Source organism: Ruegeria sp. BHSB056 (genome assembly GCF_059613305.1).
Genome location: NZ_JBXWSG010000034.1, coordinates 16,354 through 36,150, shown reverse-complemented (window position 1 = coordinate 36,150; position 19,797 = coordinate 16,354). Strand labels below are relative to the sequence as shown.

Annotated in this window: 22 protein-coding genes; 5 read left to right on the top strand and 17 right to left on the bottom strand. The window is 59.2% G+C overall.

The window, feature by feature from the left end:
* From ftsH to ruvC, 13 genes are all read right to left on the bottom strand, one after another.
* Positions 1-1,200, bottom strand: a 1,200-nt coding sequence (ftsH, locus tag AC2FND_RS10565; protein WP_496769606.1) for an ATP-dependent zinc metalloprotease FtsH, incomplete at its 3' end; no start/stop codon positions are given.
* Positions 1,201-1,275: 75 nt separating this feature from the next.
* The gene (tilS, locus tag AC2FND_RS10560) at positions 1,276-2,535 is read right to left on the bottom strand and encodes a tRNA lysidine(34) synthetase TilS (protein WP_496769605.1); all 1,260 of its coding nucleotides are present in this window, start codon (positions 2,533-2,535) and stop codon (positions 1,276-1,278) included.
* A complete protein-coding gene (ybgF, locus tag AC2FND_RS10555; RefSeq protein ID WP_496769608.1) occupies positions 2,526-3,350 on the bottom strand; it encodes a tol-pal system protein YbgF in 825 nt (274 codons plus the stop codon). The genes tilS and ybgF overlap by 10 nt, the downstream gene beginning before the upstream one ends.
* Before the next feature lie 4 nt (positions 3,351-3,354).
* Complete coding sequence (pal, locus tag AC2FND_RS10550; protein WP_496769603.1) at positions 3,355-3,861, bottom strand: peptidoglycan-associated lipoprotein Pal; 507 nt, start codon at positions 3,859-3,861, stop codon at positions 3,355-3,357.
* 72 nt (positions 3,862-3,933) lie between these two features.
* Positions 3,934-5,253 (bottom strand): Tol-Pal system beta propeller repeat protein TolB, encoded by a 1,320-nt coding sequence (gene tolB / locus AC2FND_RS10545; RefSeq protein WP_496769601.1) that lies wholly within the window; start codon positions 5,251-5,253, stop codon positions 3,934-3,936.
* Positions 5,250-6,353 (bottom strand): cell envelope integrity protein TolA, encoded by a 1,104-nt coding sequence (gene tolA, locus AC2FND_RS10540; RefSeq protein ID WP_496769600.1) that lies wholly within the window; start codon positions 6,351-6,353, stop codon positions 5,250-5,252. The genes tolB and tolA overlap by 4 nt, the downstream gene beginning before the upstream one ends.
* A gap of 9 nt (positions 6,354-6,362) precedes the next feature.
* Positions 6,363-6,839, bottom strand: coding sequence for a protein TolR (gene tolR / locus AC2FND_RS10535; RefSeq protein WP_480483970.1), 477 nt, complete (start codon positions 6,837-6,839; stop codon positions 6,363-6,365).
* Between the two features lie 2 nt (positions 6,840-6,841).
* The gene (gene tolQ / locus AC2FND_RS10530; protein WP_496769598.1) at positions 6,842-7,537 is read right to left on the bottom strand and encodes a protein TolQ; all 696 of its coding nucleotides are present in this window, start codon (positions 7,535-7,537) and stop codon (positions 6,842-6,844) included.
* A 109-nt stretch (positions 7,538-7,646) separates the two neighbouring features.
* Positions 7,647-8,030 carry a tol-pal system-associated acyl-CoA thioesterase gene (ybgC, locus tag AC2FND_RS10525; protein WP_496769596.1) on the bottom strand — a complete coding sequence of 128 codons (384 nt, stop codon included), beginning with the start codon at positions 8,028-8,030 and terminating at the stop codon, positions 7,647-7,649.
* Positions 8,027-8,650, bottom strand: a complete 624-nt coding sequence (locus AC2FND_RS10520) for a hypothetical protein (RefSeq protein ID WP_496769595.1) — start codon at positions 8,648-8,650, stop codon at positions 8,027-8,029. Before AC2FND_RS10520 ends, ybgC begins: the two co-directional genes overlap by 4 nt.
* Positions 8,651-8,715: 65 nt before the next feature.
* Positions 8,716-9,735, bottom strand: coding sequence for a Holliday junction branch migration DNA helicase RuvB (ruvB, locus tag AC2FND_RS10515; RefSeq protein ID WP_209505511.1), 1,020 nt, complete (start codon positions 9,733-9,735; stop codon positions 8,716-8,718).
* A gap of 4 nt (positions 9,736-9,739) precedes the next feature.
* The gene (gene ruvA / locus AC2FND_RS10510) at positions 9,740-10,417 is read right to left on the bottom strand and encodes a Holliday junction branch migration protein RuvA (RefSeq protein ID WP_496769593.1); all 678 of its coding nucleotides are present in this window, start codon (positions 10,415-10,417) and stop codon (positions 9,740-9,742) included.
* Positions 10,414-10,911 carry a crossover junction endodeoxyribonuclease RuvC gene (gene ruvC / locus AC2FND_RS10505; protein ID WP_209598197.1) on the bottom strand — a complete coding sequence of 166 codons (498 nt, stop codon included), beginning with the start codon at positions 10,909-10,911 and terminating at the stop codon, positions 10,414-10,416. Before ruvC ends, ruvA begins: the two co-directional genes overlap by 4 nt.
* Before the next feature lie 333 nt (positions 10,912-11,244).
* Between ruvC and AC2FND_RS10500 the strand changes: the two genes are divergently transcribed.
* Positions 11,245-11,460 (top strand): DUF1127 domain-containing protein, encoded by a 216-nt coding sequence (locus tag AC2FND_RS10500; protein WP_267364114.1) that lies wholly within the window; start codon positions 11,245-11,247, stop codon positions 11,458-11,460.
* A 106-nt stretch (positions 11,461-11,566) separates the two neighbouring features.
* On the opposite strand, the gene AC2FND_RS10495 is transcribed toward AC2FND_RS10500, so the two are convergent.
* The 4 genes from AC2FND_RS10495 to AC2FND_RS10480 form a co-directional block, all read right to left on the bottom strand.
* Entirely contained in the window at positions 11,567-11,923 is a 357-nt protein-coding gene (locus AC2FND_RS10495; protein WP_496769591.1) for a hypothetical protein, read from the bottom strand.
* 90 nt (positions 11,924-12,013) lie between these two features.
* The gene (locus tag AC2FND_RS10490) at positions 12,014-12,892 is read right to left on the bottom strand and encodes a 50S ribosomal protein L11 methyltransferase (protein WP_496769590.1); all 879 of its coding nucleotides are present in this window, start codon (positions 12,890-12,892) and stop codon (positions 12,014-12,016) included.
* A 66-nt stretch (positions 12,893-12,958) separates the two neighbouring features.
* Positions 12,959-14,191, bottom strand: a complete 1,233-nt coding sequence (locus AC2FND_RS10485; RefSeq protein WP_496769588.1) for an MFS transporter — start codon at positions 14,189-14,191, stop codon at positions 12,959-12,961.
* 79 nt (positions 14,192-14,270) lie between these two features.
* On the bottom strand, positions 14,271-16,466 hold the full coding sequence (locus AC2FND_RS10480; protein WP_496769586.1) for a primosomal protein N': 2,196 nt from the start codon (positions 16,464-16,466) through the stop codon (positions 14,271-14,273).
* An 88-nt stretch (positions 16,467-16,554) separates the two neighbouring features.
* On the opposite strand from AC2FND_RS10480, the gene fsa reads away from it, so the two are divergent.
* From fsa to AC2FND_RS10460, 4 genes are all read left to right on the top strand, one after another.
* On the top strand, positions 16,555-17,208 hold the full coding sequence (fsa, locus tag AC2FND_RS10475; RefSeq protein ID WP_209505487.1) for a fructose-6-phosphate aldolase: 654 nt from the start codon (positions 16,555-16,557) through the stop codon (positions 17,206-17,208).
* A gap of 197 nt (positions 17,209-17,405) precedes the next feature.
* Positions 17,406-18,113 carry a DUF484 family protein gene (locus AC2FND_RS10470; RefSeq protein ID WP_209505485.1) on the top strand — a complete coding sequence of 236 codons (708 nt, stop codon included), beginning with the start codon at positions 17,406-17,408 and terminating at the stop codon, positions 18,111-18,113.
* Complete coding sequence (locus AC2FND_RS10465) at positions 18,110-19,030, top strand: tyrosine recombinase XerC (protein ID WP_496769584.1); 921 nt, start codon at positions 18,110-18,112, stop codon at positions 19,028-19,030. Before AC2FND_RS10470 ends, AC2FND_RS10465 begins: the two co-directional genes overlap by 4 nt.
* A 69-nt stretch (positions 19,031-19,099) precedes the next feature.
* A complete protein-coding gene (locus AC2FND_RS10460) occupies positions 19,100-19,795 on the top strand; it encodes a CDP-alcohol phosphatidyltransferase family protein (RefSeq protein WP_209598201.1) in 696 nt (231 codons plus the stop codon).
* The last annotated feature ends 2 nt before the right edge of the window (positions 19,796-19,797 follow it).

Here is a 19,797-nt window from a genome sequence, read left to right as displayed (position 1 = left end):
GCGCTCGGCCCCCATCATCACCTTGTCCTTGGCGTTTTCAAAATCTTCCATGGTGACAAAGCGACGGCCCACGCGCGCGGCCATCAACGCAGCCTCGTTCACGAGGTTGGCCAAATCCGCACCCGAAAAGCCCGGCGTACCGCGCGCGATGATGCGCAGATCAACATCCGGGCCCAGCGGCGTCTTACGTGCGTGAACGCCCAGAATTTTCTCGCGGCCCTTGATGTCCGGGTTGCCGACTGTGACCTGACGGTCGAACCGGCCCGGTCGCAGCAGCGCAGGGTCCAAAACGTCCTTGCGGTTTGTCGCCGCCAGAATGATTACACCTTCGTTGGCCTCAAACCCGTCCATTTCGACCAGCAACTGGTTGAGCGTTTGTTCCCGCTCGTCATTGCCACCGCCATATCCGGCGCCACGATGGCGGCCCACAGCATCAATCTCGTCGATAAACACGATACAGGGTGCATTCTTTTTCGCTTGCTCGAACATGTCGCGCACGCGGGACGCACCGACACCAACGAACATTTCGACAAAATCCGAACCCGAGATGGTGAAGAACGGCACGCCTGCCTCACCCGCAATGGCACGGGCCAACAGCGTCTTACCGGTACCCGGAGGGCCAACCAGCAGCGCGCCCTTGGGAATCTTGCCACCAAGGCGGCTGAACTTCTGCGGGTTGCGCAGGAATTCGACAATCTCCTCCAGCTCTTCCTTGGCCTCGTCGATACCGGCAACATCGTCAAAGGTCACGCGGCCATGCTTTTCAGTCAGCATCTTGGCCTTGGATTTGCCAAAGCCCATCGCGCCACCTTTGCCACCGCCCTGCATCCGGTTCATGAAATAGACCCAGACACCGATCAGTAACAGGAAAGGCAGCAGCGTGATCAGGAATGACTGAAACCCTGATTGCTGTTGCTTTACAGCCTGAACGGGGATGTTTTCCTCGATCAGAAGCTTGGTCACTTCGGCGTCGCCGGGTTTGATCGTGACATAGCTTGCACCGCTTTGCATGGTATAGCGAATCTGTTCACCATCCAGGGTCACGTTCTTGACTTCACCGCTTTGGACGGCACCGACAAAGTCGGAATAGGTTTTCTCGTTGCTCTGAAGCGTTCCGCCCGGTCCACTGAACAGATTGAACAGTGCAAGAATGAGCAGGAACAAAACGACCCAAAACGCGATATTGCGAGCGTTGCCCAAGGAAATTCTCCTAAAAGTTCCGGCAGGTGAGACGCTGCCAAGTTACCTCTTAAAATAGAGAGGATTGTCGTATGTTCAATGCGATAAAAAAGATGCGTGGAACTCGGGCCAATCTGACGCAAGCCTAGCCTGCCAACCATTCGCAAGACCCGCAAGCGGGGCGGCCAGCACCCTGTCCGCATTCCAAACCGCAGGCGTCGCCGTCAAAGCTATCCTGGGACGTCCGGTTGCACGCCACTCGGGCACCTGTTGCAACCCCTCACCCCCCAAAGCACGGATTTCTGCGCCCATTGTTGCGGGTCCACTGACCCGCCATTTGCCATCCCACACAGCACCGGGCGCCGCCATCTGAGATTTCACGGCATTAAATTCCCTGCAAATCCAAACACTCCCGCCTTGTGGAACAATCAGACAACCGCCCACTGACGCCGGTTGCCCATTCGCAACTGCATCCATCGCCCGATCCACTGCCGCCTGACGCGGGGGATAACCCGACCCGGCAATCCATGAGAGGATTCCCAGCAGGACACGACGCCGAATCTCAAGGGGCAACGCGGCAAATCCGGCCCGGTTCACCCTCACGTCACTTTGATCGACCTGCGCCACGGACCCTGCGGATTCTTGCGCACAGACGCCAAGTGCCGTGTGTGCCTGCGCCAGATTGTCCGCCACTCGGGACAATGAACGCGCATCAATTCCCAAAGGTTCCAGCCCACCCAAAGCTTCGCGCGCCTTGATCCGATCGAAACGGGCATCCTGATTCGAAGGATCGTCCACCCATGCCACGCCAGTCTCAGTCAGATGGGTGCGCAGCTGTTCACGGGTGATCCCCAGCATCGGACGCAGCAACGTCAGACCCCGCTGTTTCCGAATAGCCGACATGCCGGACAGGCCCGTGACCCCGGATGATCGGCCCAGCCGCATCAACAGTGTTTCCGCCTGATCATCTGCGGTGTGGCCCAACGCAATGGCATCGATTCCGCGGCCCTTTGCCCATTCGGATAATAAATCATACCGCGCCTGACGTGCCCGGTCCTGCAAGTTGCCGGTTCCGTCCCATTCCGACCAACGCAGCGTATCATGAGACATCCCCAACGCAGCAGCCTGCCGGGATACCGTTTCGGCCTCGCGCGCGGATTCGGGTCGCAACCCGTGGTCGACCGTGGCAACGAAAAGGGTGATGGCCTCATCCTGCGCCACCTGATGCAAAAGATGCATCAAGGCGACGGAATCCCCGCCTCCCGAAACGGCAATCCCCAACTTGCGCGGAAGTGTTTCGGGTAGCCGGGCGCGAAGGTCTGCAAGTAGTTTGCCGGAGTGATGGCTCAAGTACATCCCAACGCGGTCATCTCCTGCGTGGCGTTCGAAAACTCTGGCGCAGAAGGAAAGCGTACTCCGACCTCATTAAGCGTGATGCAGGCCTGATCGGTCTGTCCCAAACGGCCAAGCGCCGCGCCCAGTTCGTACAGCGCCTCGGGTGCAAACGCGCCCTCGGAATCACCCGTGAAGCTGGCCAGAAATGCCCGGGCCGCTTCGCGTGTGTCGCCAATCCCTTCTAGGGCATGACCGCGTTTCAGGTTGGCTTCGGGCGCCAGCGGACTGCCGGGATAGCTTGTTTCAAACTGCGCAAACAACGTGGCAGCAGTCTGGAAATCGCCATCGGCCAACGCTTGCGAGGCTGCGTCAAAATCAGCGCGTTCACCTATGGCCAGTTCACCATGATCAGTTGCCGTTGGCGTTTCGATACTTGTTGGCCCGGTTATGACAGTGGCCGTGTCACCACCAAGTGTCGAGGTCTCACCCAACGTCGACAAATCGCCGCCTTCCAGTTCAACCAGCCTGAACTCAAGGTCACCGATTCGGTTGGTGCCGTCAGTGACAATGTTCTGCACCCGCTGGTTCAATTGCTCGGTCTGGCGGGTCAGGCGCTGCAATTCGGCCTCGATGGCATCCACCCGTTCAAGGACCGAACTGCCGGACAGGTTTGGTGCGGGCGAACCCGTAGTGGAAAACTCGCGCTTCAAACGCTGAATCTCCACGTGTAGCACCGTCAGTTCCTGACGGATATCCGCAAGGGTTTGTTGATCCTGTGCCTGTGCAACACCAGCCGTCGCCACAACCACCGCCAAAACCCATCCTGCAATGCGCATCATCTTACCCCAGAGTTGACCCGGTCAGAACCGTTACTGCACGACGGTTCTTGGAATAACATTCCTCGGTGCTGCAAATCTCGATCGGGCGTTCCTTGCCATAGCTCACGGTGTTCAGGCGGCTGCCCGCGACGCCCCGCGAAATTAGGTACTCACGCGCAGCGTTCGCCCGGCGTGCGCCCAGTGCAAGGTTGTATTCCCGCGTGCCCTGCTCATCAGCGTGACCTTCGATCGTTGCGACAAAATCCGGATTGGCCAGCAGCCAGTCCGCCTGCCCCTGCAACACCGTTTGCGCCTCGGGCGACAGCGTCGACTGGTCAACGGCAAACAGGACACGGTCCCCGACCGTTTGCTGGAAATACGCGGGTGAGCGTGGATCACTCGGTGATCCGGGGACAATGGATCCTACGCCACTGCCACTACCGCCACCCAAGGCAGAGGGGTCATTGTTTGTGCAGGCGGTGATCACACTCAGCGCGCCCAGCGCCAGAACTTTGCTCAATACGTTCATTTCAGGTGCCTCGTGTTATGTTTATTGCCGCCTGTCTACCACAGGGACGATTTGTTGTGAACTTTGCTGCGATCAATTCTGCAATGGACCCCAGGACGGATCGCTGCCGCCGTCCGGTGTACGTACCGGGCGCAGGTTCCTGCCCGAGATATCCACCGAGTAAAGCGATGCCCTACCACTGGCCCCCTGCGTTTCGCGGGTAAACATGATGACCCGGCCATTGGGCGACCACGTGGGGCCTTCATCCAGGAAAGAGGCTGTCAGCAAACGTTCTTCTGACCCGTCGATGCGCATCACGCCGATATGGAACCGGCCCTGGTTCTGCTTGGTAAAGGCGATCAGGTCGCCGCGCGGTGACCAGACCGGGGTACCATAGCGGCCCGCGCCAAAGCTGATCCGCGTGGCCTCGCCACCGTTTGCTGCCATCACGTACAATTGCGGCGTGCCGGAGCGGTCGCTTTCAAAGACGATCCGGCTGCCATCAGGTGAATAGCTGGGGGCCGTTTCAATTGCAGGCGTGTTGGTCAGGCGCGTACTTTGCCCCGAGGCGATATCCATCTTCCACAGGTCGGTATTGCCGCCCTGAATCAGCGAATAGACAATCGACCGGCCATCCGGCGAGAACCGTGGCGAAAAGCTCATCGTCCCGTCCTGCGTCTTCAGTTCCCGCGGTTTCGGGCGCCCGACTTCAGTCACGTATATGCGCGGGCTGCCGCTTTCATAACTTGTATAAAGCAGCCGGTCACCGGTGGGCGAGAACCGGGGCGCCAGAACGATTGCGGCGCTGTCAGTCATGTACTGCACATTCGCGCCATCGTAATCCATGATCGCTAAGCGCTTCAGGCGCTGGTCCTTCGGCCCGCTTTCCGAAACAAAGGCAACGCGGCTGTCAAAATAACCGCCTTCACCTGTGATCCGGCTATAGACCTGATCGGCCACCTTATGCGCCATGCGTCGCCACCCGTCTGTGGTACCTGCCAGTTGAAGGCCATTGCCCAGTTCCTGACCCGAAAACACATCCCACACCCGGAACCGAACCGTCAGTTTCTGACCGGACACATTGACAGCGCCCGTGATCAGCGCGTCAGCGTTGATCGCCTTCCAATCCGCAAACTGAACCGGAGCTTCGAAGCTGCTGACCCGGCTGATGAACGCATCCGAGGAGATTTCGCGGAACAACCCGGTCCCGGTCAGGTCAGCCGCCACCACGCGCGAGATATCCTGCGCGAACTGTGCTGCGGCCGGACTGTCCGGCACAAAATTCGGAACGGCAAAGGGCAAGGGTTCGATAATCCCCTCATCCAGTTCCAGACGCAAAGGCCCGTTCTGTGCATAAACCGGCGCAGACATCAGTGTCAGGCCGACAAAGAGGCTGGTCAGAAGCTTCATCATTTGATCCGCATCCTCTCGGGGTTAAATGTAATCTCAACATCCTGCCAATGTTCGTATTTGTCAGCAGGCAAATCATATCCTTTGGCCCCGCAGCGCAAAATAGCGCGTCGCGCGGCCTCGTAGGCCTGTTTAACGGCTCCTGCCGAGCCGCCAGAGCTGTCCAGCATCCGAACACTGCCGCCGACGACCGTACCATCGCGGTTCAGTGAGAACGCAACAACAACCACAGTGTTCAGCGCATCCGTGGACAAGGAACCCACATTCCAACATCCAGAGACAGCCAGTCGCATCGCGTCTTTCTCTCCGCTGGTCAGCGGTGGGCCAGAAGGTTCGGACCCGCTGCCCAAGGCTTCGGCCAGGGCGTCGTTGATTGCCGTTTCATCGGTTTGTTTTTCCGGTTCCGCGGTCGCCTCAGGCGTTTTGGCCACAGCGGGTTCGGGTGGCGGGTTTGGCCGGTTTGGACGCACGCGCGGCCGCGGAGATGTCAGGGGCGACTGTTCCTTGGCTTCCTCGGCCTCGGTCACAATCTCCGGGGCTGCCTCTTGCGGCGCGGTCCGATCCTGTTGTTCTTGCTGAACCTCTGCGCCTTCATCCAGGGATACCGGAGGCGTTTCAAAATCATCAGGCTTTGCCTCGGGCGGTGGCGGAGCTATCGCCTCGGGCGCGACTCGGTCTGATGGGCGCGGCTGTGCCTCCGGACCGGTCGGCGCAGGCTGTGCAACAGGTTCGACCTGAGGTTCAGTCAGAACCGGAGGCTCGTCAGGAACCTCGGGTTCTGGCGTCGCTTCCACGATGATGGGCTCTGGTTCTGGTTCTGGTTCAGCCGGTGCAACAGGTTCAGGGCGGGGCTGTTCGTCAATCTTGGGTTCCGGCGGCTTGGTCACAGCCTCCGGCTCGTGCGGTTGCTGCAACGCGGTCGGCACTTCGGGGAGTTCCGGCGCATCCCGCTGGGCTGTCATGGCCGCGAATTGTTCAGCAGTGATCACTGAGACATCCTGCACAGCCATCGGCAACGGTTCGGACCGGAAGGTACCGCCGAACATCGCCCATCCGATCAGGCTGACATGCGCAATCGCTGAAATCTTGGTGCCGGTATCCACCGTGCGACCTCACTCTCCACCTTCATCCAGCGTCGGCCCGCCGGTATCGGTCACAAGGCCAACGTTGGAAAACCCGCCCGCGTTCAGCGCACCCATGACCTGCATCACCTGTGCGTAAGGGATTGCGCCATCGGCCCGCAGGAAAACCCGGTCACTGCTCCGCTCTGCCGCAATGGCACGCAGCTTGCCAATCAATTCTTCGCGCAACACATCGGTGGTCTGGATCTGCACGCGGCCGTCTGCGGTCAGGGTCACGGTCAAAGGCTCTTCATTGTCGCCGGGCAGCGCGCTGGCGGCGGTCTTGGGCAGATCGACCGGAACACCAACCGTCAGCAATGGCGCGGCCACCATGAAGATGATCAGCAACACCAGCATGACATCCACGAATGGCGTCACATTGATCTCGGCCATCGGCTGCGCGCGACCGCGACGCCGACCACGCCTGCGCCCATTGCCGTTCGAAGATTGCTGGATCGCAGCGCCCATCGTCAGCTGTCCAACTGGCGCGACAGGATGGTTGCGAATTCATCCGCAAAGGCTTCATAGCCGCCAACGATCCGGTCACTATCAGCGCTGAGTTTGTTATAGAAAATCACCGCCGGGATCGCCGCCAAAAGGCCCAACCCTGTCGCCATCAACGCCTCGGCAATACCGGGGGCCACAACGGCAAGGTTGGTGTTTTGCTGTTCGGCAATCTCGATGAATGCATTCATGATGCCCCAAACGGTGCCAAACAGCCCGATAAACGGAGCCGTGGAGCCAACGGTCGCCAGAATGGGAAGCCCTTTTTGCAGGTTTTCCGCCTCTTTCGCGATGGCGACATCCATCGACCGGTCGATCCGCGCGGTTGCCCCGGCAATCAGCCCGCCATCATTGCGATGCGACCTGCGCCATTCGATCATACCTGATGCAAAGATTTTTTCCGAGCTGCCATCCGGCTGGGTTCCGATCTGCTCGAACAACTCATCCAACGGGTTGCCCGACCAGAAGCTTTCATCAAAAACCTGCGCCTCGCGTCGGGCCGCGCGATAGTTGATCAGCTTCTGAATGATGATCCCCCAGGACCAGATGGATGCGCCGGTAAGTACCAGCATCACCAGTTTGACGATAAAGGTCGCACGGGCAAACAGCCCCCACATGGAGAAGTCGATCTCCTGCGCCAGCGCCAGCGTTTCAGCTTCCATGAACCTGCTCTTTGTTTTGCCTGATGGCCGTTCGTTTGGCCTTGTTTTGCCAAACGCTATCTCAGTTGGTCATGAAAAGCCAACAGAACCACCCATGGTCCGCAAATTGTTACATCAATGCGCGAATCTCTGCCGGCAATCGGATCGGCTTGCCCGCTTTATTGATGCAAACGGCCGTGACAGATGCACGAAATATTTCGGTCTCACCGCGACGAACAAGCTGCGCCATAGTCAGACGCACGCCCGAGATTTCGGTGACCTCGGTTTCAACGATCAATTCATCATCAAACCTTGCAGGCGCCAGATACTCGGCCTCGACCCGCCGCACGACCCAAACAATGCCCTCGTCCCGCATAGCGTTTTGGTCATTGCCCAGATTACGCACCCAGTCCGAGCGCGCGCGTTCGATATAGCGCAGGTAGTTCGCGTAATAGACAACCCCACCCATGTCGGTGTCTTCATAATACACGCGGATGGGGTAGGTGTGTTTCATTGCAACGCCTCCAGTCGGGCAAACAGCCTTAACGCGTGCGAGGCATCCTGTGCCGCCCGTGGCAAAACCGGATCATAGGCCGCCCGGATCAAGGCCGCGATGTCGGGACGCAGGATCGTCGCCTTACCTGCGATTGCCAGTGGCGATTGATTGCGAAATGCAGTGTCCGACCAGAGCAAGATGGTCTGCACGACCTGATTGAGCGCAAGGGTTTCCGCCGGAACCTTGGACAATTCCTTGTCCATGCGCAGAAAAACAAACGCCGCGCGGATCGCGCCATCTTCTTCGAACCGGAAAATGCGGTACTGGTTTGCATCTGCCGCGACCAGCCGTGCAACCAAAGGTTCCAGATCCGGGATCAAGCGATCAAGGTCCGGTACCTCCAGCAGTTCCTGCCAGTCCCGGAAAAAGAAAACCATGCAGTTCGCGCCAAGCTCAGGGTCCGTCTCGGCCATTTGGTGAACGGCCAGCGTGACAACAGCTTCGAAAGCCCCCTTTACGGTGGCCAGCGTCTCGTCTTCGACGCCGAAAACGATCGGAACAATTGGCCGCCCCCAACGCGCAAACAGAAACTCGCCGCTTTCGCGTGTGAACAGCGCTTCAATTTCTTCCGGTGTCACCGCCAGCCCTTCATCTTTTTTAAAAATACTCTCGCCGAAAGGCATAAAATCTAAGCGCGCTGGCTTCAACCGAACAGATCACTTTGCCGCTTGGGCGCGGCCATCCCAAGATGCGTCCACGCCTTCTGCGCCAACATCCGCCCACGCGGAGTACGTTGGATCAGCCCCTGTTGCAGCAAATACGGCTCAATCACTTCCTCAAGCGAGTCGCGGCTTTCGGACAGCGCGGCAGACAGGGTTTCAATCCCCACCGGGCCGCCCGCATAGTTTTCGGCAATCAGCTTCAGATACCGCCGGTCTGCACCATCAAGACCCAGATTATCGACGCCGAGACGGGTCAAGGCACCATCGGCTAGGTCCCGTGTGATCCGCCCGTCCCCTTCGACAATGGCGAAATCCACAACGCGTCTCAGCAATCGCCCGGCGATACGCGGCGTTCCGCGCGACCGGCGTGCGATTTCGCGCGCACCATCGTTATCCGCGGGCGCGCCCAGTTTCCGCGCGTTCCGGGTAACGATTTCGTGCAATTCATCGACCGTGTAGAACTGAAGCCGGGTCGGGATACCAAACCGGTCACGCAAAGGCGTTGTCAGCAGACCCATCCGCGTGGTGGCCCCCACCAGCGTGAATGGCTGCAATTCGATCCGAACGGTGCGCGCAGCAGGACCTTCACCAATAACAAGATCCAGCTCGAAATCTTCCATCGCCGGGTACAGCACTTCTTCCACCGCCGGGTTGAGCCTGTGAATCTCATCAATGAACAGCACGTCACGCGATTCAAGATTGGTCAGGATCGCCGCCAGATCCCCCGCCTTGGCCAGAACCGGGCCCGAGGTCATGCGGAAGTTCACCCCCAATTCACGCGCCATGATCTGCGCGAGGGTCGTCTTACCCAACCCCGGAGGTCCGTGAAACAAGGTGTGGTCCATCGCCTCGCCGCGTTGCCGGGCAGACTGGATAAAGATGCGCAAGTTGGCGCGCGCCTCAGCCTGACCAATGAATTCATCCAGCCCCTGAGGACGCAAAGCGCGGTCATTGTCTTCCGGCAGGGGTTCCGGGCGCAGGGTGGGATCAGCTTCAACCATTCACTTACCCTTTCGGAGCCAACAGCCTGAGGGCCGCGCGGATCAGATCAGCCTCGTCCGCATCCGGCTGACTGGCAGCCGCTTCAGCCACGGCACCTGCCGCCTCGGACGGCCCATATCCAAGGTTGGCCAACGCCGACAACGCCCCGGCAGACGCGGCCGCGGCACCCGATGGCGGTTTCGAAACAGGTCTCGGCGCGGGCGTAGTGTCATTCGATTCAACAACCTCGAGTTCCGGCGCGTCCATCGCCTGAGCAATCGTGCCGCCCATGGCCATCACGCCGGGTGCCTTATCCTTGAGGTCCAACACGATCCGCTGGGCGGTTTTTGGCCCGACGCCCTTGGCCGCCTTGACCGCACCCCAGTCCCCAAGGGCAATTGCGCGACTGACACCGTCGGGCCCCAGTGCACTCAGGATCGCCAGCGACACCTTGGCGCCGACCCCCTGGACCGAGCACAGCAGGCGGTGCCACTCTTTCTCGACAAGCGACAGAAACCCGTAAAGCTGCATCAGGTCTTCGCGGACAACCATGTCGGTGTAGATCGAGACCGCCTCGCCCACCCCCGGCAACGCCGCCAAGGTCCGGTCGGAACAATAGACAAGATAGCCGACGCCCCGGACATCGATCAGCACATGGTCCGCCGCGCGGTAATCCAGCCGCCCCGTCAGTTTGCCGATCATGCCCGCACCTCTTTCACACGCGCTTGTTGCGTCTTTCCGTAATAGGCGTGGCAGATTGCAATCGCCAGTGCATCCGCCGCGTCGGCCCCTTTCGGCAAACAACCCGGCAATTGCAGTTTGACCATATGCAAAACCTGCTCTTTCTCGGCATGGCCCACACCCACCACGGTCTTTTTAACCCGGTTGGGGGCATATTCGCCCACCGGCAGACCAGCCTGTGCCAGCGTCAGCAACGCCACGCCACGCGCTTGCCCAAGCTTGAGAGTTCCGGCCCCGTCCTTGTTCACGAATGTCTGTTCGATAGCGGCCTGATCGGGCCTGTGATCCGCAATAACTTCGACAATCTGATTGTGAAGCGACAGCAGCCGCTCGCCCAGATCGTCCCCATCCGATTTGCACAATCCATTGGCCACATGGCTCAGGCGGCTGCCATTTGATTCGATGACGCCCCATCCCAGGGTTCTAAGCCCCGGATCGATGCCCAGAATTCGCATATTTTGCCTCGGCCTGCTCGGGTTGTGTGATCTTTTTTCAACGCCTAGCACGAAGCGTGAACATTTTCCAAGCGAATTGACCCCAGGGCTAAAAACGACACGCGTGTCTCAGGCGCGACTTCGAGCGCGTTTTGCGACCCAGTGAAGTCTGAATTCGACACTTTCCCAAAGGCTTTTTCACCAATTGTTAAAGGGGGTTACAGCTTCGTGAAGCCTTGCAGAAAACGCATAGGACACATGCAAAAACTGAACTTGTGCGGACGAAGTTACAGCACTAGATGCCCGGCAGATCGCAGAAATGCAATGTGAACACTAACCAGAAGGAAACAGGATATGGCTGCACTGGACACAACCCGCGTCGCTACCACTGGCTCGTTCGGCCTTGTTGGCCGTATCGGCGCATTTTTCGTATCGGCCGTTAACGCCGCAGTTGAATGGAATGACGCCCGCGTAACCCGCAACGCGCTGACCGGTCTGACCGACCGCGAACTGGATGATATCGGCCTGTGCCGTGGTGACATCGACTCCATCGCCGAAGGTCGCCGCTAAGAACCGGCCACTACGCTTATTTGCCCCTTCCTCCTCCCTTGAGGGGCACACAAAAACACCGCGCACCATAAGGGTACGCGGTGTTTTTTTAATCCGAGGGAGCGGATTAGTAGAAAACTTTGTTCAGCTGAGCGGCGAGGGCTTGCGACACAGGATCGATTTGCATCACCCAGGCACCGGCTTTTTCGACCGGCGTTCCTTCGTTCAGGCTGTCGATCCGATATTGATAGCCAGTCGGGCCAAGGTGGGACAAAAGAAATGCTTTGAAGGCGAAGAAACCCACAAGCGTAAGCAACAGTACCTTTGCTGGCACCGCCGAGCTCACCCGCTGCGGCTTCATTACCACCAGGCCATCCTTGCGCATCGTCGCGCGATAGCCACGGCTCATTTTTTGGTGTTTCTTGTTCAGGCGACTTACGCGCTGATCGAACTCCAGTTGTTTACCCGTCATGGCAGCCTCCAAAAAACCGCCCCCCTCGACTTCATTCAGAAAACGGTAAAAAGAGATTGCGACAAAAACGTGGCAAAAACCTATAAAACTCCTGCAAATGGCCTAATTCGCGCCCTGTTTGGTTAAAATTAGGGTCGTCCACTCACCAATCTCGGCCCTATAGGTCTGATTGAACCCGTTTTGTGAATAAACGAAGACCACGTCATCGGCCTGTTCGTTAAGGATTCCCGACAGGATCGCGTGCCCACCTGGGCGGAGATTCGCTGCCATTTCGGGTGACAAAGCCACCAAAGGCCCTTTGAGGATATTGGCAAAGATCAGATCGTATGGCGCGTGCGCCTTGAGGTCGGGATGGTCGAAACCTGCGGCTTCAACACACTGAACCGTGCCGGACATACCGTTTGCCTTCAGGTTGGCTTCGGCCACCTCAACGGCCACCTCGTCGATATCGCTGGCAATGAAATCGCCGTCCCATACCCGGGCTGCGGCCATGGCCAGAACCGCCGTGCCGCAACCGATATCCGCTACTTTCGAGGCACTGAACCCTTCATCCAACAACCGGTCCAGAGCTTTCAGACATCCCAGCGTGGTGCCATGATGTCCGGTGCCAAAGGCCATTGCCGCCTCGATCAGCAATGGAATGCGACCGTCGGGCAGCTTGTCGGCATCGTGGCTGCCATAAACAAAAAAGCGGCCCGCCTGAACCGGGGCAAGCTCGCGCCGGACATGGGCCACCCAATCGGTTTCAGGCAATTCCGACACAACAAATGGTTTGGCTTCAAAAGCAACTGCCAAAACAGCCAATGCGGTCTCGTCCGGGGTTTCGGTGAAGTATCCACCCACTTCCCACAGGCCCGAGCCGTCTTCGACCTCGAACACACCGACGCCAGTGGGTTCAGGCTCCAGACGCTCCATCGCTTCGCCCAGACCTTCGGCGGCTTTCTTACCTGTCAGCGTGGTCAGCGCAGTGAATGTGGGCATCCGGAACTCCTGTGTCAGTTGGCACTGCGCGTAGGACGGTGCGTCGCCAACGTCAAGCTTTGCGGCCTATTCCGCCGGGGCTGGCGCGTATTTGCTCAGGACGGTCTCATTGCCCGGTTCCGGGTGGCGCGGAACCAGCAGGGACAACAGCAGAGAAACGACCGCCATCGCCGCCGCAAGGCCAAACACAGCACCTGGCGACACGACCCAGAGCAAACCCAGCAACGCGGGCAAGAAAACCGCGGCGATATGGTTGATCGTGAACGCGACTGCGGCAGTTGGCGCAATATCCGCCGGATCGGCGATTTTCTGAAAATAGGTTTTCAGTGCAAGCGCCAGCGCGAACAGCACATGGTCGATGACATAGAGTGTCGCCGCCAACAGCACGCCCCAGCCAAACCAGTAGATGCCACCATAGGCCGCGAACACGACTGCCAGACCGGTATATTCAAAGATCAACGTACGCCGTTCGCCAAACCTGGCCACCGCTTTACCCAGCAACGGAGCAACCATCATGTTGATCATCAGGTTGATCAAATACAGGCTGGTCAGCTCATGCACTTCAAAGCCGAACTTCTCAACCATCATGAACCCGGCAAACACGACAAAAATCTGTCGCCGCGCACCCGCCATGAATTGCAGCGCGTAATACAACCAGTATCGACGGCGTACGATCAGTTTCTTTGTTTGCGGTGTGGGGGCATCGAATTGCGGGAAGGCGAACAGGCAAAACAGGGCCAGCAAAGCTGTTGCACCGCCAGCAGCCATGAAGACAAAGTTGTAGGACAGATCGAACCGCTCCCAGGTCAGAACGATCAGCCCGTACACCACCATCGTTGCTGCCGAGCCCATAGCGACCAGCCACCCCAATACCTGCGGTGCGCGATCCTTGGGAAGCCATTGCAGCTGAAGCGACTGGTTCACAGTCTCATAGTAGTGAAACCCGATTGAACTGAACAAGGTCACGAACAACAATCCGCCAAGGCTTGGGAACCAGGCCGTCAAAGCTGTTGCGATCCCAAGCATCATCAGCGAGATCATGGCCAGCACCTGCTCGCGAATGAAAATGATGACGGCAATCACGCCGACCGCCAGAAAGCCCGGAATCTCGCGCACCGTGTGCAGCAGGCCGATATCGGCCCCGTCGAAATTCGCTGCCTCAATGACGAAGTTGTTCAACAGCGCGCTCCACGCGTTGAACGCGATGGGCATGGTCAAGGCCATCACGAACAGAAGCGTGACAGGACGACGCCAGAACGGAAGGCTCTGCGCCTCGGCAAGGGGCATGGGTTTCAGCATGAGAGTCCTCTACGCCCATTTCACTGCTTTGGCGAGAGGGAAGCGGTCTGCGCACAATCACCCTGCACAGATGCAGAGGTCAGTAAAAACTTTGTGGGTCGATATCGACGGTCAGGCGAATATCACCCTTGAGACGCAATGGGGCGATCCAGCGGGCAATGGCATCCTGAATCGGCGCCCCTTTCGGGGCTTTCACCAACAAGCGCACTCTGTGGCGGCCGCGTATACGCGCAATGGGTGCAGGCGCGGGGCCAAAGACCTGAGCATCGATCGCGCGCAAGGGCGCATCGTTGCGGGCCATTGCATTGCCGATATCGAAAACCGGGCCGACCTCGGGCCCCGACAACACGATCCCGGCCATGCGACCATAGGGCGGCACACCGGCCGCTTGCCGACCCGCTGCCTCAGCTTTCCAGAACCCTTCCTCATCACCCGACAGAATCGCCCGGATCACCGGATGTTCCGGCTGAAAAGTCTGTAACAGCGCCTGCCCTGGTTTTTCAGCCCGACCGGCACGCCCCGCAACCTGTCGCATCAGCTGAAATGTTCGTTCAGCGGCCCTCAGGTCTGCGCCATGCAGGCTGAGATCCGCATCGATTACCCCCACCAATGTCAGCTTGGGAAAGTTATGCCCCTTGGCCACCAACTGCGTTCCGATGACGATATCGGCATCCCCTGCCGCAATCTCTTCGATCTTGGCCTTTAGTGCCCGGGCTGAGCCGAACAGATCAGAACTCAGCATGGCAATCTTGGCCTCGGGGAAGGTCGCCTCGGCCTCTTCGGCCAAACGCTCAATGCCCGGCCCCACCGGGGCCAGCTTGCCCTTGACCCCGCAAGAAGGGCAGATCTCGGGCATCGGCTTGGTCTCACCGCATTGGTGGCACATCAAACGCTTCAGGAACCTGTGTTCCACCATGCGCGCGTCGCAATGGTCGCAGGCGATCTGTTCTCCGCACGCACGGCACAGGGTAACCGGCGCATAGCCACGGCGGTTTATGAACAGCAGCGACTGTTCGCCTTTCTCGATCCGCTGCTGCACCGCTTGCCGCAAAGCCGGAGATATCCACGTTCCGGCCTGCATCTGTTCGGCCCGCATGTCGATGGGCTTCATCTCGGGCAATACCGCCGCGCCGAAACGCGAAGTCAGGTCGATCCGATCATATTTACCTGCCTCGGCATTCGCCCAGCTTTCCAGCGAGGGGGTTGCGCTGGCCAGAATCACCCGCGCGCCGCAGATGGCCGACCGCAGGACCGCCATGTCTCGCGCGCTGTAATGCACCCCGTCTTCCTGTTTGTACGAGGTGTCGTGTTCCTCATCCACCACGACCAGCCCCAGATCGCGAAATGGCAGAAACAGGGCTGACCGCGCGCCAACAACCAGTTGAGCTTCCCCCTGCCCAACCATCCGCCAGACCCGCCTGCGTTCAGTCATGGTCGCGCCCGAATGCCACTCGGCAGGGCGCGCGCCAAACCGCGCCTCAACCCGTGTCAGGAACTCTGCGGTCAGCGCAATTTCCGGCAAAAGGACAAGCGCCTGCCGCCCCATGCGCAGCGCTTCGGCCACGGCCTCCAGATAGACTTCGGTCTTGCCGGAACCCGTCACGCCTTTCAGCAGCGTCGTTCCGTATTTCCCCGTCCGTTGCCCGGCGCGAAGCTGCGCAACCGCACTTGCCTGATCTTCGGTCAGAACTTTTCCCGGTAAGTCGGGATCAAGACGTGGAAACGGCAGGTCGCGCGGGCTGTCTTCTTCACGAACCGCGCCTTGCTTGACCAAGCCTTTGACAACGGACGAAGTTACCCCGGCCTGTTCCGCCAGTTCCTTTAATGTAAATGCCAGCCCACCATAGTCGCGCAACACGTCAAGTACACGGGTTCTGGCGTCGGTCATCCGGTCTGGCAGGGAAGCTCCCAAACGATAGATTTTGCGCATGGACGGTGGGTCACCCAGCCCCGGCGCGCGGGTCGCCAATCGCAACATCGCGGGCATTGGCGTCAGGGTGTAGTCGGCAACCTTGCCGAGGAATGCCCGCATTTCCTCGCGCATGGGCGCAACGTCAAGCACACGGATCACCGACCGCGCCTTGTTCAGATCGAATCCACCCTGCCCCGGCCCCCAGACAACCCCCAACACCTTGCGCGGACCAAGTGGCACCTCGACAAACGCACCCAGAAAGCATCCTCCTTCCGGCGCTTTGTAATCCAACGTCCGGTCCAGCGGCTGCGTTGTCAGCACCGCAATCAGCTCTCCCTCGTCGAAAAATCCGTTAGCGCTCACAGCATATCCTTTGCAGGGGGTTCCAGCATGGCTCTCTTTGAGGTAAAGCCATCCGCGACCAAGGCCAACCCATCAAAGGACTGCCCTCATGAAATTCTTCGTAGACACTGCCGAGATCGACGCCATCGCTGAACTGAACGACCTGGGCATGGTGGACGGCGTGACCACCAACCCCTCGCTGATTCTGAAATCAGGCCGCGACATTCTGGAAGTGACCAAAGAGATCTGCGATCTGGTCGACGGTCCCGTTTCCGCCGAAGTTGTCGCCACCGAAGCTGATGACATGATCGCCGAGGGCCGCAAGCTGGCCAAGATTGCCCCGAATATCGCCGTGAAGGTTCCGCTGACATGGGCCGGTCTGAAAACCTGCAAGACGCTCAGCGACGAAGGACAGATGGTCAACGTCACCCTGTGCTTTTCGACCAATCAGGCGATTCTGGCTGCAAAAGCGGGTGCGACCTTCATTTCGCCCTTCATCGGCCGTCTGGACGATATCAACCTGGATGGCATGGATCTGATCGCCGACATCCGTCAGGTCTATGACAATTACGGGTTCGAAACCGAAATTCTGGCCGCTTCGATCCGCACCGTGAACCACGTCACCGAAAGTGCCCGCATTGGTGCCGATGTCATCACCGCGCCGCCAGCCGTGATCAAGAAACTGGCCGATCACCCGCTGACCGACAAAGGTCTGGAAACCTTTCTGGCAGACTGGGCCAAAACCGGTCAGAAAATCCTCTGATCTGGTTTGCAACCGCGCGGCGCCATCAGGCGCCGCGCCCGGCCCAACGGCCCAAAGCCTGATCTGCGATCAGGCGTGGCAGGCGGGAGCCTATCCGCCACAGCATCCGGGGAAATCCACTCTTGCGTGCATTTTTCCCAAGGCAAATCCGGTTCGGCATGTTATAAGCCGCCCAACAAAAAAAGACCGGACAGGACATGAGCAGCAATCCCAAACTCGAGGATAATCTCCGCGCGGCAATTCTGGCCGAGCCCGACGTCGTTCTGGACGACAAGGACCTGATGCAAGCCCTTGTGGCCGCGAACGAACGCGCCCGGGGTGATAATGTGATCGATCTGCGCGGCATTGCCATGCAGCGGCTTGAGGCGCGATTGGACCGGCTGGAAGATACCCACCGCTCGGTCATCGCGGCGGCCTATGAAAACCTTGCAGGCACCAATCAGGTTCACCGCGCGATTTTGCGCCTGCTGGAACCGGTCGAATTCGAGGATTTCCTGCGTGCCCTTGGCACTGATGTCGCGAATATCCTGCGGGTTGACCATATCACGCTGGTTCTGGAAACCACCGTGGTTCAGAACGATCCTGCTGTCGACAGGCTTGGAGGCGTTCTGACGATCGCAGAGCCCGGCTTTATCAACCAATACCTGACGAACGGTCGCGGCGGCCCTGTCCGCGACGTGACCTTGCGCGAAACTCATCAGCCAAACCGACGTGTTTTCGGCGCGCTGGCGGATCAGTTGCGCTCGGAAGCCTGCCTGAAGCTGGATCTCGGTCCGGGTCGCCTGCCGGGCATGATCGTCATGGGGGCCCGTGATCCGCGGCATTTCACACCGCAACTCGGCACCGATCTTTTAACCTTCTTTTCCGGCGTATTCGAACGCTCGATGCGCCACTGGCTGTCGTGAACCTGATCTCACCCGCCTGCCGCGACGCGCTCCAGCACTGGCTGGACACTCTGGGCGCGCTGGCGGGGCGGTCGCAAAACACGCAAACCGCCTATCGCGGCGATGTCACCGAGTTCCTGTCTTTCATGACCCTGCATCACGCGGAGCGGCAGGGGCTGAAGGCGCTGGAACGGATCACCGTGGCGGACATGCGCGCCTGGATGGCGGATCAGCGCAACGGGGATATTGGCGCGCGATCCCTGGCGCGCAAGCTTTCTGCTGTCAAAAGCTTCTATCGTTGGCTGGCCGAGCGAGAGGGGTTTGAACCCACCGCCGTTCTGTCGACCCGCGCGCCCAAATTCACCAAGAAACTGCCCCGCCCTCTGGCCGAAGACGCCGCGCGCGCCATGATTGACACGGTCGAGCTGCAATCTGTGTCCGACTGGGTTGCGGCCCGTGATGTTGCGGTTGTCACCCTGCTTTATGGATGCGGCCTGCGGATATCTGAGGCCTTGTCTCTGACCGGTGCAGACGCGCCCCTGCCCGAGACGTTGCGCATTGTCGGGAAGGGCGGCAAGGAGCGGGTCGTCCCGGTTCTTCCAGCTGCCCGAGACGCGGTTGACCGGTATCTTCAGCTTTGCCCCCACCCGCAAGCGAAGGACGCAGCCTTGTTCCGGGGCGCTCGTGGCGGCCCGCTGAACCCGCGCGCGATTCAAGGCGTCATGGCCAAGGCACGGATGCAACTGGGGCTACCTTCAACCGCCACACCTCATGCCATGCGACACAGCTTTGCCACCCATCTGTTGTCCGCCGGAGGAGATCTTCGGGCCATTCAGGAACTGTTGGGGCACGCCTCATTGTCAACCACACAGACCTATACCGCCGTGGATACTGCACGGCTTATGGAAGTCTACAACCGTGCGCATCCAAAGGCGTGACTGACACATTGAACAGAAACCTCGGGCTTTTGGTTTGCATCTCTGGCGTGCATCGGTCATGACCCTAGCATGACACTCAGATTCAAAGCTCTTGCCGTACATCTCTTCACTGCCACGGGCGCCGTCTTCGCAATGCTGGCCATGCTGGCCGCCGTGGAAGAGAAATGGAGCCTCATGTACCTTTGGCTGGTCGTATCCTTCGTTGTTGATGGCATCGATGGCCCGTTGGCGCGGCACTATCACGTCAAGAAAAACGCACCCGAGTTTGACGGCGTCTTGCTGGATCTGATCATCGATTATCTGACCTATGTGTTCATCCCGGCCTTTGCGTTGTTCAAGTCCGGATTGATGGATGGATGGACCGGCTGGTTCGCAATCATCGTCATCACCTTCGCCAGCGCGATGTATTTCGCGGACACTCGCATGAAAACCAAGGACAATTCCTTTTCAGGCTTTCCCGGATGCTGGAACATGTTCGTTGTCGTGATCTTCGCGCTGGAGCCCAATTTCTGGATCATCCTGCTGCTGGTCACGCTGTTGTCGCTTGCGATGTTTCTGCCTTTGAAATTCGTTCACCCCGTGCGCACCGAGCGTTGGCGCAGTCTGACCTTGCCGGTCGCCCTTGCGTGGACGTTCTTTGCGGGCTGGGCCGCATGGGTCGATTTTCATCCCGAAAGCTGGGCCCACTGGGGTCTGGTCCTCGCCAGTCTGTACCTGACATTTGCAGGTATCGCACAGCAGGTGGTGCCGCAGCGCCGTACCTGATA